The organism is Methylobacterium sp. WL19 (genome assembly GCF_008040005.1).
Lineage (GTDB): Bacteria > Pseudomonadota > Alphaproteobacteria > Rhizobiales > Beijerinckiaceae > Methylobacterium > Methylobacterium bullatum.
In genome coordinates, this window is the sequence record NZ_VRVC01000133.1 from 1 (window position 1) to 13,065 (window position 13,065).

Sequence of the window (13,065 nt, forward strand, 5' to 3'; positions counted from 1 at the left end):
GGCACGGATGGCGGCGGGATCGCCCAGGCCAGCGCGTGCCATCCCAGGCGCCGCGCCACCGACGGCGCCTGGGGAACCAGGGGGCTCGACAGCCCGAGGGCGCAGAGCGGGCAGGCCTTGCAGGCCGGCGTGGCGGGAGCCCGATCTCCGATGGCGGGAGAGCCCTCCGCATGGCCGCAGATCGCCGAATGGTCGAGGGCGGCGAGCGCTCCCGGAATCCGCAAGCCGGCCAGCGGCGCGATCGCCTGTCCCCACAGGGCGAGCAGGATCAACCCGCTGCCGAGGCAGAGGCGCAGGGTGCGACGCAGGCGGATGAGGTCGGTCACGGGCGCGGTCCCCGCGTCGCTCGGATCAGGCCGCCGCCGGTCGCCGCGCTTGGCGCCGGAGGGCCTGGATGCCGAGGTCGAGCCCGATCATGGCGAGGATGGCGAGGCCGGTCAGCGGAAACAGAGCGCCCAGCCCGAGGACCAGGGCGGTGACCGTGGCGGCGATCCGGCGGTCGCGCGGCCAGGGCGGGACGCCGAGACCGCCGGCGGGCCGGCGCTTCCACCACATCACCGCGGCGGTGACGCTCAGCAGGATCGTGGCGAGGCAGAAGGCGAGCATCGCCAACTGGTTCAGGCGGCCCCAATACTCGCCCTTGTGCAGGCCGATTCCGTACTGGATCGCCTGCCCGACGCCGCCGAGATCGGCGAAGGCCACGTCCACCAGAGGGGCGCCGGTATATTGGTCGAGGGAGATCAGCCGCTGGCGGTCGACGTCGCGCGGGTAGATCGCGGCGGCATAGATGCCGGTCGCTCCCTCGGGCAGCGCGACCTCGTAGCCCCGTGGCATGCCGAGGCCGTCGAGGATGGCCAGGGCCCGGTCGAGGCCGATGGCGGGCGCGTCCGCCGGTTGCGAGACCGGCATGGGTGCGTCCTCCATGGTCCAGCCCGCCTGAGTCAGCCGGTCCTTCATCGGCACGGCGGACACCGCCTTCCCTGCCCACAGGGCGCGCGGCTGGCCGAGCCCCGCCTCGTTCGACAGGGCGCGGACCTGCTGGCCCCACCAGACCGACCAGGGCAGGCCGGTGATCGCGAGGAAGAACAGGCCGGCGCCGGCCACGAGCCCGGTCACCGCGTGGAGGTCCCGCCACCAGACGCGCTTGGACGGCCTCGCCCGGACGGTGACGACACCACCCCCCTTCCCGCCCCCTTGCCCGCGCGGCCACCACAGATAGGTGCCGGTGACGACGAGGATGATCGCGAACCCCGCCACCACCTCCACGATGCCGTTGGCGACCGTGCCGAAATAGCTGAGGCTGTGCAGGCGCCTCACCACCATCATCGGGTCGCTCTCGGCGTCCACGACGTCGAGGACGTCGGCGTTGTAGGGGTCGAGGTAGACCTGAATCCGGCTGCCGCCCTCCCTCATGGTCACGAGGGTGGGGGCGGTCGCGGAGGCCGGGCCGGTGAAGGAGACCGGCACACCGCCCGGAACCGCTTCGGAGGCGGTGTAGACGAGGCGGCTCGCGCTCACGGGCGCTCGGTTCTGCGCCGCCACCTCGGTGCGGTGGGCGAAGAGCGTGGCGTTGATCTCGTCCTTGAACAGGTAGATCGCGCCGGTCGTCGAGAGCAGGACGAGGAAGGGCAGGCACAGCAGGCCGGCGTAGAAGTGCCAGCGCCAGACGGCGCGATAGATGCCGTCGCGCGACGCGCGCATGGCGTCGGACCCGCGAAATGCGTGGGCGCCGCCCTGGGACGATGGGGTCATCGGGGTCAATCCGGGTCTGAGCGATCGAAACGGTCTGATCTCTCAGGCGGAAGGCGGACCTCGCGATCCGATGGATTGGTCGGGCGGTGCCCGCGCGGCGGGGACCGCCACGTCCGCACGTGGCGCAAGCGGGGCGGGGCGAGCCTGCCAGACCACCGTTTCGAAGGCCGTGTCCTGCCCCGGCGCCTGCGGTCCCGCATGGGCCGCCGTGCAGCACGCATGCGCGCAGGCCGGGCTCGCATCGGCAGGATCGCCCGCTGCGTCATGCCCGCAAAGGGCGCTTTCCCATCCCGCCTGGGCCGGTGGCGTCATCGTGCCGAGGAAGGCCTGGAGGCACAGGCCGTAGAGCGCGATCATGGCAATGATCGCGCGCAGGCCGGCCGTCCCTGGCGAGAGCTTCCGCATCACGTGGCCTTACGGCACCGCTTCGCGCGCCGTCAACGTGGCAGGTGGAACGGTGATGTCCCGGTGTGCGGTATGGCTGTGGGCGACGGAGCGGGTGATGTCTTTCCTTTCTGCTGTCCCGAAAGGATGAGCTGAAAGCGCACGTGCCGACCCTACAACTTGCTGTCGCGCGTCGCCAAAGCCAGCGCCGCTTCTTGCGTGACCTCGGAGGTGGCCGACACATTCGGGCTCACGCCGACACTGCCCCAGTTGCCGCCCGTTATCGGATTTTCTGCCCTTCCGGTCGGCACGACGACGAAGAAATCTGCCCCGAGCTCGGTGAGGCCACCTGGATTGGCGCCCCCGCGCGTTTTCTCGCCGACGATGGTCGCACGCTTCAGGGCCTGTAGATCGTAAGCGAACTCCTCGCCCGCCGAATAGGTCTTGGGACCGACCAGCACGTAGACCGCCTTGCCGAGGTAGCTCACCTGGGTGGGCGAACTCCAGAACGACTCCGTTCGGAAACTCGTCGTCCCGCGATTGCGCCAGATCAGATCGTTGATGTGAACGCGCTGGCTTGGATCGAGAAAGAAGATGACGAGATAGGCGACGGAAGCCGGATGGCCGCCGCCATTGTCGCGCATGTCGACGATGAGCGCAGAGGTATCCGATAGGTCCTGCATCGCCTTGTCGGCGGCCGGCTTGAAATCCCCGGGGGGAACGAAGCTGGCGAGGTGGATGTATCCGACATTGCCAGCCAACCGCTTGACCTGAAAGCCGGACCCCTGCCTGTCCGAAGGCTTGGGCCGGTTCGCGAAGGGATCGCCATGGATCACTCTCACGTGGTTATCGCTGGTCAGCGACCGCAGGCGTTCGGTCAGTTGCCTGGCGAACTCGCCGGGATCGTCCGCCATCGCATAGGCATGGGCGTCCAGATCACGTTGGATTGCATCCGCGGCCTGCTTTCCCAAATCGGGAAATACGTATCCTTCTCTCAGCTCGGCGGCGATGCCATCCACGACCTTCCTGACCGTGTCTTGGGCGAGGGGCGCACGCTTCAAGTTTTCCGTTGAGATGTCGGCTTTGGAAACGGAGGGTTCCGCCACGATCGCCAGTACAGTTGTGCAAAAGACTGCTGCGACAACAGATCGGCAACGGCGCATGGCTAAACCTCCAACGATTCCCGGCAACCCCATTGTCCGGCTTGGACAATGGCCAGCGGGGTCGCCCGACCTCTCGTAAGGGGCGAACTCCGCCCCTTGCCCGGAGCAAATTCCAAACCAAAGCACGACTGGCGGACTCATCCGTCCGTCGTCGCGATTGATCGCCTCACGCACCGGCATGTTCGGCGATGTAATGGCCGATGGCGCTGGCGGCGTTGAGCATGTGGGCGCGCATGCGCCTCGCGGCGGCGTCGCCGTCGCCCTCCGCGATGGCGGCCAGGATCTCGCCGTGCTCGGTGCGCGAGGTCCGGATCCGCTCGCCATGGCGCAGCTGCGTGCGGCGAAACCCCGAGAGCCGCGTGCGCAAGGCGAGCGCCTGTTCCAGCAGGAAGCCGTTATGGGTGGCGCCGTAGAGGGCCTCGTGAAACCCGCGGTTCAGCGTGTCGTAGGCGTCCACATCGCCCGCCTCCACCATCGCCTTCGATTGGGCATGCAGGTCCATGAGGTGGCTGCGCTCGAGCGGCGTCATCCGGTAGGTGGCGAGGCGCACGCACATCGCCTCGAACTCGGCGGTCGCCTCGAACATGTCCATGATCCGCTCCGGCGTCATCCGGGTGACGACGGCGCCCCGGCGCGGGCGCAACTCCACGAGACCGTTGAAGGCGAGCTGGCGCAACGCCTCCCGCACCGGCGTCCGGGAAGCGCCGAAGCGGTCGGCGAGATCCTGTTCGTCCAGGGCCGTGCCCGCGCTCAGGGTGCCGGCCGCGATCTCGTCGGTCAGGGCGTTGCGGATCAGGTCGGAGAGAAGCCCCCGCTCCTCGGCGATGCCGTCCATGGTCGTCGTCCCCTCCCCGCTTGCGTTGCCGGCCCGCCTTACGATGTCCCTCATCGCAGATGGGGCGGATCGTCAAGCGGGATTGGGATGCTCCTAGCACGCCCGGAATGCCGAGGCCTCGTCCTGTCGCCATCTCGTATTCTTTACAGCGACGATCACCCATATCGGTATACCCAGCGTTGACTTGATCGCCGGACGGGGTACGCATGGTGCGATACGGGACGGTCCGCGACTTGTCGCTGGCCGCGCGTTCCCACGGTCTCCGCCGATGCGGGGCCGGATGACGAGAGGCGGATCGGATGGCCGATTGGCGGGTGCAGCGGAAGGCCAGGGACGCGCGGATCGAGCGCGGCCGGGTCCATGCCGAGGGCAAGCTCGTGGCCGCGTCGGCGGTGGTCGACCTGCTGGAGGCGGTGCTGCTGCCCGGCGACCGGGTCTGCCTCGAAGGCGACAACCAGAAACAGGCGGATTGTCTCGCCAGGGGCTTGAGCGCCTGCGACCCGGCGCGGGTCCACGACCTGCACATGGTCCAGTCCGGCATCGTGCTGCCCGAGCATCTCGACATTTTCGAGCAGGGCATCGCCCGGCGCCTGGACTATTCCTATTCCGGGCCGCAAGGCGCCCGCATCGCCCGGATGCTCTATGGCGGGCAGATCGCGCTCGGCGCGGTGCACACCTATCTCGAACTCTTCGCGCGCTACTTCATCGACCTGACGCCCAATGTCGCCCTCATCGCGGGCGTCTCGGCGGATCGTGACGGTAATCTCTATACCGGCCCCAACACCGAGGATACGCCGACGGTGGTGGAGGCCACCGCCTTCAAGAACGGCGTCGTGATCGCGCAGGTGAACGCGATCGTCGACCGGGTCCCCCGTGTCGACATCCCCGGCGACCGGGTGGATTTCGTGGTCGAGGCCGACAGGCCGTTCTACGTGGAGCCGCTCTTCACCCGCGATCCGGCGGCGGTCACCGAAACGCAGATCCTGATGGCCATGATGGCGATCAAGGGGATCTACGCCGAATACGGCATCCGCCGCCTCAACCACGGCATCGGCTTCGGCACCGCCGCCATCGAGCTGCTGCTGCCGACCTTCGCCGAGCGGCTCGGCCTCAAGGGCAAAATCGCCACCCATTGGGCGCTCAACCCGCATCCGAGCCTGATCCCGGCCATCGAATCGGGCTGGGTCGAGCAGATCCACTGTTTCGGCTCGGAAGTCGGGATGGACCGCTACATCCGCGAGCGGCCGGACGTGTTCTTCACCGGATCGGACGGAAGCCTGCGCTCCAACCGCGCCTTCTGCCAGACGGCGGGGCTCTATGCCTGCGATCTCTTCATCGGCTCGACCCTGCAGATCGATCTCCAGGGCAATTCCTCCACCGTCACCACCAACCGGGTGGCGGGGTTCGGCGGCGCGCCGAACATGGGCTCCGATCCGCATGGCAGGCGCCACCCCTCGGACCCCTGGATGAAGGCCGGCGAGGAGGCCGGCGGCACCGGCGATCCGGCGCTACGCCGGGGCCGCAAGCTCGTGGTGCAGCTGGTCGAGACCTTCGGCGACAAGCTGGTCCCGGCCTTCGTGGAGCGGCTCGACGCCCTCGAACTGGCGCGCAAGCTCGATCTCGAACTGGCTCCGGTGATGGTCTACGCCGACGATGTGACCCACATCGTCACGGAAGAGGGCATCGCCAACCTGCTCCTGTGCCGGACGCTCGACGAGCGCGAGCAGGCGATCCGCGGGGTCGCCGGCTACACCGATGTCGGGCGCGGCCGCGACCACGCCATGGTCGAGGCGCTGCGCGCGCGAAAAATCATCCGCCGGCCGGAGGATCTCGGCATCGATCCCCTGGACGCCGACCGTTCGCTCCTGGCGGCGCGGTCGATCAAGGATCTCGTGCACTGGTCGGGCGGCCTCTACGAGCCGCCGGCCAAGTTCCGGAACTGGTGAGGGAGCGCCACCCCATGGAAAAGCTGACCTTCCGGCATCGGACGGCGAAGCCCCTGCCCGGCACCAAGGCCCAGGCGATCACCGGCGTGGTCGCCTCGGGCAACCTCGAAGTGCTGATGGAGCGTAGCCTCGCGCCCGACGAATGCATCGTCGAGATCGATACCGCGATCAACGGCTACGGACCGGTCTGGGAGGCGGTGGTCTCCGATTTCGTGGCGCGCCGGCAGCCCGGCGGCCTGCGCATCACCATCAACGACGGCGGGGCACGGCCCGACACCGTGACCCTGCGCCTGCTCCAGGGGGCCCGGCTGATGGAGGCCGTGTGATGGCGATGAGCCCCGTCTCCCTCTCCGCCGATCCCCTCGACCAGAGCTGGTACGAGGCCAGCGCCCGCGCCCGCCTCGACGCTCTCGTCGATCCCGGTTCGTTCGAAGAGTTCCTCGGCCCCGAACAGCGGGTGATGAGTCCGCACCTGCCCGCCTTCGACCTGCCGCGCGCCTTCGACGACGGCATCGTGGTGGGACGCGGGAGCCTCGGCGGTTCGCTCGTCCTCCTGGCCGCGCAGGAGGGCCGCTTCATGGGCGGGGCCTTCGGCGAGATACACGGCGCCAAGCTCGTCGGCCTGCTGCGGGCGGCCCTCCAGGTGAGGCCGGCGGCGGTGCTGATCCTGTTCGATACCGGCGGCGTCCGGCTGCAGGAGGCCAATGCCGGCGAGACCGCCATCGCCGAGATCATGCGCGCCATCGCCGACCTGCGCAGGGCCGGCGTGCCGGTGATCGGGCTGATCGGCGGACGCGCCGGCTGCTACGGCGGCGGCGGCCTCATCGCCGGCACCTGTTCGCGCCTCGTGGTCTCGGAAGGGGGACGCATCAGCGTCTCCGGCCCGGAGGTGATCGAGACCAACAAGGGGGCGGAGGAGTTCGATTCCCGCGACCGGGCGCTGGTCTGGCGCACCATGGGCGGCAAGCACCGCCGGCTCATCGGCGGGGCGGACGCTTTCGCGGACGATACGATCCGCGCGTTTCGCGATGCCGCCCGCGAACAGATCGGCAAGGCGCCGGCCTTCGATCTCGCCACCCTGGAGGCAGAGCAGGCGCGCCTCGAAGCCCGTCTCGACCGGTTCGGCGACGCCCGCGACGCCACCGAGATCTGGAGCCGCCTCGGCGTGAACGATCCCGCCGCCGTGCCGGGCCTGGACACGGACCGGTTCGATGCCCTTCTCGCCCGCCTGCCGGAGGCGCCCCATGACGCTCGCTGAAATCCTGGCCTCGCTGTTTCCCGAAGGGCACGGCGTCGAGGTCGCGGACGGCCTCATCGGCGGCGACGGGCCTTTCGGGGCGGGCCGTCTCGCGGTGGTCGGGATCGACGGCAACACCCCGCTCGGGATCGAGGGCGCCTGTCTCCTCGCCGGACGCGTCCTCGATGTGGTGCGCCGGGGCGGCGAGACGCCGATCCTTGTCGCCGTGGATTCCGACAGCCAGCGCATGAGTCGCCGCGACGAGTTGCTCGGCCTCAACGAGTATCTCGCCCATCTCGCCAAGGCGCTGCTCCTCGCCGATGCCAGCGGCCACCCCACCATCGGCCTCGTCTACGGGCACACGGCGGCAGGCGCCTTCATCGCCACCGCTCTCGCGACACGGGTGCTCGCCGCCCTGCCCGGCGCCCATCCGAGCGTGATGGACCTGGCCTCGGTGGCGCGGGTCACCAAGCTCCCCCTCGAGCGGCTGGAGGAGATGGCGACATCCACCTCCGTGTTCGCGCCCGGCCTCGACAATATGGTGAAGGCCGGGGCGGTCCATGCCGTGCTCGACCCATCGACGCCGCTCGGCCCCCAGATCGAAGCCCTCATCGCCGGGAGTTCCACAACGGATGGCCGCGACGCCCTCGGCGAGGTACGCGGCGGGCGGCTCATGGCGCGCGACATCGCCGGGCGGGTGATGCGGGCGGCAACGGGCGACGCGGCCCCCCGTGACTGAGGACGAGGCGTCGGGGCTCGCTCGCCACGACCTCCTGCGCGTCGACCCGGAATCCTGGGCGCGCCTCCTCGCCGGCCGCCGGGATCTCGACGGCGTTCCCCATCTCGCCGAATGGGCCCGTCGCGGCTGGCCGGTCATCACCCGCCGCCGCGATCCCGCCGAACCGGCGGACCACATCCCCGCCGGCCTGCCGCTGCCGCCTTCCGCCGGCAAGCGTCGGATCGGCCTCGCCTTGCCGGCCGCCGCCGCGAGTCGGTTTGGGCCGGTCACCCTGGAGAGCGCGCGGGAGACCGCACCGCCGGCATGGCGGCCGGTGGTCGATGAGGTGCTGGCCCTCGGGCGCGAGCACCGCCTCGTGCCGCATGTGTTCGGAAGCCTGCAGTGGCAGGCTTTGACCGGTCTTCCCTATCTCGGGCCGGGCTCCGATCTCGACCTGCTCTGGCCTGTCTCTGGCCGGGTCGTTCCTCGCTTTCTGCAGGGCCTCGCGCGGATCGAGGCGGGCGCGCCCATGCGCCTCGACGGCGAGATCGTCCTGCCCGACCGGGCCGGCATCAACTGGCGCGAACTGCTCGACGCTCCCATCGGCGGAACCGTCCTGTGCAAGGGGCGGGAAAGCCTCGCCCTGCGCCCCGCCGCGTCGCTTCTCGCGGAAGTGACGTCATGATCGCCCTCGCCCGCTCTCCGGTCAGGGACGCCCGGATTCCGCTCAGCCCCGGCGACATCGCGGAACGCGCGGTCGAGTCCCTGCGCCGCGAAGTCGAGACCTACCCGAAGCCCGGCCTCGTCAGCCATGTGGATCGCGGCAGCCATGCCGACATGGATGCCGGCACCTTTCGCGCCAGTGCCACGGCCCTCCTGCCCTACTTCGCCGAGTTGGCGGATGCCGGAGCCGCAGGGGCCGGGATGCCTGCCCTTCGACGGATCGGCATTGAGGCCGAAACCGCCATGCGGGAGGCGACGGGCGGGGTGAACACCCATCGCGGCGCCATCTTCGGCCTCGGTCTGCTCGCCGCTGCGGCGGGCGCCCTCGCCCACACGGCCTGCCGCTTGCCGCCGGGAGCGCTCGGGCGTCTCGTGAGCGAGCGTTACGGCGAGGCGATCCTCGCCGGACCCGTCCTGCTCCATGCGCCGGGCGCGGCGGCGCGGCGACGCTACGGGATCGGCGGCGCGCCCGCCGAAGCTGCGGCGGGATTTCCAACCCTCTACGCCATTGGGCTGCCCGCCCTGCGCCGGGCGCGGCATCTCCGCCCCGGCGACGAGGAGGCCGCGCGGGTCGAGGCCTGCTTCGCCCTGATCGCCCATCTCGAGGATACCAACCTGCTCCATCGCGGCGGCGAGGCGGGCTATGCCTTCGCCCGCGCCTCGGCCACGGCCTTCCTCGCCGGAGGAGGCGTCGCGCGGGACGATTGGCGGGCACGAGCGGAGGCCGTCCACCGGGCCTTCGTCGCGGGCAATCTCAGTCCCGGCGGCAGTGCCGACCTCCTCGCCATGACCCTGTTCGTCGACGGATTGGAGACGGCATGAGTCTCGCGGTCCTGCTCTCGGGCCAGGGTGGCCAGCATCCCGCCATGTTCGATCTCGTGGCCGATCATCCCGCCGCTCAGGACATCTTCGCGGCGGCGATGCCTCTCCTCGGCGCCGACCCGCGCGACCTCGCCCGGACGGGCGGCCCGGCCCTGCACGGCAACCGCACGGGTCAGATCCTCTGCTGCGTCGCCGGCCTCGCCGCCTGGACCGTCTTGCGAGACGGGAGCCACGGCCGTGTGGTCCTGGCCGGCTACAGCATCGGCGATCTCGCCGCCTGGGGCTGCGCGGGGCGGCTTTCGCCCGCCTCGGTTCTGCATCTGGCCGCCGCGCGCGCCGAGGCGATGGATGAGGCCAGCGGGCCGGGCTACGGGCTCGCCGGCCTTCGCGGCCTGTCGCGCGCGCGGGTCGCGGCCCTGGTCGAGGAGCATGGCTGCCATCTCGCCATCCTCAACGCCGCCGACAGCGTGGTCGCCGGCGGGGCCGTGGCCGATCTCGAATCGCTGTGCGCTCGGGCTCTCGCCTCGGGGGCGGCGCGGGCGGTGGTTCTGCCGGTCCATACCCCCTCGCACACGCCGCTCCTGGCGGCGGCCAGCGCGCGGTTTCGCGCGGCGCTGGCGCGCGCCGAGATCCTGACGCCGTCTCGCCTCGGCCCGTCGCCGCCGCCTCGCCTCCTCAGCGGTCTCGACGGTGCCCCGGTCTTCGATGCCGCCAAGGGGCTCGACAAGCTGGCCGAAGCGATCTCGCAGGCCATCGATTGGGCGGCCTGCCTCGACGGCATCCGCGAGGCCGGGGCGCGGGCCGTCCTCGAACTCGGCCCCGGACATGCCTTGGCGACCATGGCGCGGGACGCCATGCCGGGCGCGGCCGTCCATGCCGTCTCCGACTTCCGCTCCCTGTCCGGGCTCACGGACTGGCTCGCGGCGCAGGAAGGCGCGGGCTGAACCGCCCCGGCTTCCGCCGTGAACCGTATGCCCCGCCAGCGCGTTGAGGAGTCGGGCGGAGGCTTGACCATGTCGAGATGGATCTACGGGGCCGGTATCCTGAGTGCCGCGCTGGCATCGGCCATCCCCTGTGCCGCTCAGAACATGGCGCTGACACCGCCAGCACCCCGGCCGAGCACCGTCCCGAGTGAGCCCGTCCGACATCCCGAGCCTCCTGCGCGACCGCAGCTCCATGCTTTCAGCGGCGAGCTTCCGAACCAGAGGACCGGCCCGATGCGCAACCGTGTGGTCCGCGACATCTGCATCGGCTGCGACCGCTGAATCTGCGGGTCGGGCGAGGGGCGGACATCATTCAGAAACAGAGCGGCGCGAAACGGATCCGCTGCGCTCCGACTTCCCCCAAGCGAGGCGTGGCGGATGGACGGAGCGGTGTGCCGAGGGTGCACCGCCCCGTCCGTCTTCATGACCGCGCGGACGGGTCGCGCGCGAGGAGACGTCCCGAGTTCTCCGCCGGTGGTCTATGGATGTCCCAATGACATCCACCGGAGACGCGTTTGGCTAGCCGCTATGGGCTCGAGATCCGGGCTGCGACCGCTGCCGATGCGGCGGGCCTTGCCGCCCTGTTCCAGGCATCGGGACAGTCCATAGCGGTGAGCGATCTGGCCGAACGGCTGGAGGCCTTGCGCCTTGGGAGCGGGACGGCCCTCATCGCCGTCGAATGGGGGCCGCCGAGCGGTCTCGTCGTCCTGCACTGGTACCGTTCGCTGACGGCGGCTCAGCCCGTCGCCCAGATCACCGGCCTCCTGGTCGGACCGGACGAGCGCCGACGCGGCATCGGCCGTCTCCTGCTGAAGGCCGCGTCGCAGGCCGCCCGGATGGCGGGATGCACCACCCTCGAACTCGCCGCCGCGCCCGGTGAGGAGACCTTGCCGGCCTTCTGCGACAGCACGGGATTCGAGCGGGCCGGATCTTTGTTCACCCGGCCGCTGCGCAAGAAGAGCTGATACCGGTCACTCCGGGAACCGTGCGATTCACCGCGTCGTTGTTTTCGTCGATCACTTCGACCCGATCAAGGAGACCGGCATGACACGGACTCTCATCCGCACGACCCTCGCCTCGGCATTGCTCCTCGGCCTCACCGGTGCCGCCCTGGCGCGCGGCGGCACCGGCGGTGGTGGCGATGGGCTCTCGCCTTACTCTGCATTGAGCGGCAACGACCGCTCGGCCGGCGTGAACAACGGCAATTACCGCGATCCCCGCCTCGACCCCTATCTGCAGACCTATGGCCGGCGCTACGTCGCCCCCCGCCCCTATGGCGGCGCCGGCGAATACGGCTATCGGCCCTCGCGCCGGGGCTATGACGGATACGGGTACTGACGGGGCGACGCAGCCCCGCTCTCAGGCCGGAGCCTTCTGGGCGGTGGCTTTGTCGTCGTCCGGTTCGATGACGATCGGCTCCACCGTCTCCGGCATGACCTGTGACCGGCATTCCGCCAGGATCGCGTCCGCTCCCTCCTTGCCGATGAGGCCGAGCGAAAGGGCATGCTCGGCCATGATTGTGGTGTCTCCGGCCAGCACCAGGCTGCTGCCGGCCTCGAGGATGGCCTGCGACAGGCGCTCGATCTCCTCGGCCCGGCACGGGTCGCGCGAGACGTTGCGGATGTAGACGGCGAGCACCCGGCCGGGATTCTCCGAGACGATCTTGGCATAGACCTCGGGGTCGTGCTGGCCGCTATCTCCGATGAGCACGAAGGGCAGGTCGCCGTAGAGCGCCAGCATGTGGCGGATCAGGTCGCGCTTATGGTCCTCGGCGCGGCGCGGTAGCGGATGGCGCCAGGAGAGGCCCCATTCCCGCAGGAACAGCACGGGCCCCGCCGGAATCCCGTGCTGCCGGAAGAACTCACTGAGCATGTCGTAGATGCCCCAGGGCGCCCGCGAGACGTAGAGCATCGGGTTCGACTGGTCGCCGGTGGCGCCCGCATGCAGCGCCCGGCTCAGGGACGCCGCTCCCGGGAACGCGACGCGGTCCTCCGCATCGGCCACGAACAGGCGCCACAGCATCTTGAGCTTGTTGGCCACGCCCGTATGCATGATCGTATCATCGATATCGCTGATGACGACGAAGCGGCAGTTCTCAGGGGGAATGAACACCCGCCCCTGCGCCCGCACCGGCGGATCGGCCGCGAGTTCGAGTTCGACGCTGTGCCAATGGTCCTCGCCGGCGGGCACGTTCGGTGGCTTGAGGCTCACCCGGAAATAGCCGTCGCGGTCGGTCACGGCGGTCGTCTCGGCCCCGCCGAAGCGCGCGACGACGGACGCATCGGCGACCTTGCGCCTGCGGATGCGCCGGGCGATGTCGCGGAGATCCGCGGCGATGTCGTCGGCCTCGGGGTTCGGCTCGCGGCGTGCCTGCCGGAAGACCCGGCCGATCAGGAAGATCTCCCTCGTCGAGCCGTAGCCGCGATAGGCCTCGATCACGGTCCCGCCCGTCCCCTGCGCCCGGCGCACCGGTCGGGCGGCCAGCGCCAGCAGGCGCCCGCC

The 13,065-nt window shown here is 70.2% G+C and carries 16 protein-coding genes; 10 read left to right on the forward strand and 6 right to left on the reverse strand.

Translation table 11 applies throughout. The annotated features are described in order from the left end of the window. The 5 genes from FV220_RS20695 to FV220_RS20715 all read right to left on the reverse strand — a co-directional run. Positions 1–326, reverse strand: a 326-nt coding sequence (locus FV220_RS20695; protein WP_147833061.1) for a hypothetical protein, incomplete at its 3' end; no start/stop codon positions are given. A gap of 25 nt (positions 327–351) precedes the next feature. After that, positions 352–1,752: a PepSY domain-containing protein gene (locus FV220_RS20700; RefSeq protein WP_147833062.1), complete on the reverse strand. Its 1,401-nt coding sequence runs from the start codon at positions 1,750–1,752 to the stop codon at positions 352–354. A 42-nt stretch (positions 1,753–1,794) separates the two neighbouring features. Further along, on the reverse strand, positions 1,795–2,157 hold the full coding sequence (locus FV220_RS20705) for a hypothetical protein (RefSeq protein ID WP_147833063.1): 363 nt from the start codon (positions 2,155–2,157) through the stop codon (positions 1,795–1,797). Between the two features lie 152 nt (positions 2,158–2,309). After that, the gene (locus tag FV220_RS20710) at positions 2,310–3,242 is read right to left on the reverse strand and encodes a S41 family peptidase (protein WP_246689504.1); all 933 of its coding nucleotides are present in this window, start codon (positions 3,240–3,242) and stop codon (positions 2,310–2,312) included. Between the two features lie 223 nt (positions 3,243–3,465). Continuing rightward, positions 3,466–4,134, reverse strand: coding sequence for a GntR family transcriptional regulator (locus FV220_RS20715; RefSeq protein WP_147833073.1), 669 nt, complete (start codon positions 4,132–4,134; stop codon positions 3,466–3,468). 299 nt (positions 4,135–4,433) lie between these two features. Here FV220_RS20715 and mdcA point away from each other — a divergent pair, with 299 nt between their 5' ends. The 10 genes from mdcA to FV220_RS20765 all read left to right on the forward strand — a co-directional run bounded on the left by mdcA (position 4,434) and on the right by FV220_RS20765 (position 11,901). Further along, entirely contained in the window at positions 4,434–6,080 is a 1,647-nt protein-coding gene (gene mdcA, locus FV220_RS20720) for a malonate decarboxylase subunit alpha (RefSeq protein WP_147833064.1), read from the forward strand. A gap of 14 nt (positions 6,081–6,094) precedes the next feature. Beyond that, positions 6,095–6,406, forward strand: coding sequence for a malonate decarboxylase acyl carrier protein (mdcC, locus tag FV220_RS20725; protein ID WP_056146763.1), 312 nt, complete (start codon positions 6,095–6,097; stop codon positions 6,404–6,406). Beyond that, positions 6,406–7,338: a biotin-independent malonate decarboxylase subunit beta gene (locus FV220_RS20730; RefSeq protein WP_187273478.1), complete on the forward strand. Its 933-nt coding sequence runs from the start codon at positions 6,406–6,408 to the stop codon at positions 7,336–7,338. The genes mdcC and FV220_RS20730 overlap by 1 nt, the downstream gene beginning before the upstream one ends. After that, positions 7,325–8,056 (forward strand): biotin-independent malonate decarboxylase subunit gamma, encoded by a 732-nt coding sequence (gene mdcE / locus FV220_RS20735; RefSeq protein ID WP_147833065.1) that lies wholly within the window; start codon positions 7,325–7,327, stop codon positions 8,054–8,056. The genes FV220_RS20730 and mdcE overlap by 14 nt, the downstream gene beginning before the upstream one ends. Beyond that, entirely contained in the window at positions 8,049–8,720 is a 672-nt protein-coding gene (gene mdcG / locus FV220_RS20740; protein ID WP_147833066.1) for a malonate decarboxylase holo-[acyl-carrier-protein] synthase, read from the forward strand. The genes mdcE and mdcG overlap by 8 nt, the downstream gene beginning before the upstream one ends. Continuing rightward, positions 8,717–9,580: a triphosphoribosyl-dephospho-CoA synthase MdcB gene (gene mdcB, locus FV220_RS20745; RefSeq protein ID WP_147833067.1), complete on the forward strand. Its 864-nt coding sequence runs from the start codon at positions 8,717–8,719 to the stop codon at positions 9,578–9,580. Before mdcG ends, mdcB begins: the two co-directional genes overlap by 4 nt. Continuing rightward, the gene (locus FV220_RS20750; RefSeq protein WP_147833068.1) at positions 9,577–10,524 is read left to right on the forward strand and encodes an acyltransferase domain-containing protein; all 948 of its coding nucleotides are present in this window, start codon (positions 9,577–9,579) and stop codon (positions 10,522–10,524) included. The genes mdcB and FV220_RS20750 overlap by 4 nt, the downstream gene beginning before the upstream one ends. Positions 10,525–10,593: 69 nt before the next feature. After that, positions 10,594–10,845, forward strand: coding sequence for a hypothetical protein (locus tag FV220_RS20755; RefSeq protein ID WP_147833069.1), 252 nt, complete (start codon positions 10,594–10,596; stop codon positions 10,843–10,845). A gap of 233 nt (positions 10,846–11,078) precedes the next feature. Next, complete coding sequence (locus FV220_RS20760; protein ID WP_026175858.1) at positions 11,079–11,528, forward strand: GNAT family N-acetyltransferase; 450 nt, start codon at positions 11,079–11,081, stop codon at positions 11,526–11,528. Positions 11,529–11,607: 79 nt separating this feature from the next. Beyond that, positions 11,608–11,901 (forward strand): hypothetical protein, encoded by a 294-nt coding sequence (locus FV220_RS20765; RefSeq protein ID WP_147833070.1) that lies wholly within the window; start codon positions 11,608–11,610, stop codon positions 11,899–11,901. A gap of 21 nt (positions 11,902–11,922) precedes the next feature. Here FV220_RS20765 and FV220_RS20770 read toward each other — a convergent pair. Beyond that, positions 11,923–13,065 (reverse strand): phosphatase domain-containing protein (locus FV220_RS20770; RefSeq protein WP_147833071.1); only part of this gene is annotated, 1,143 nt, incomplete at its 5' end.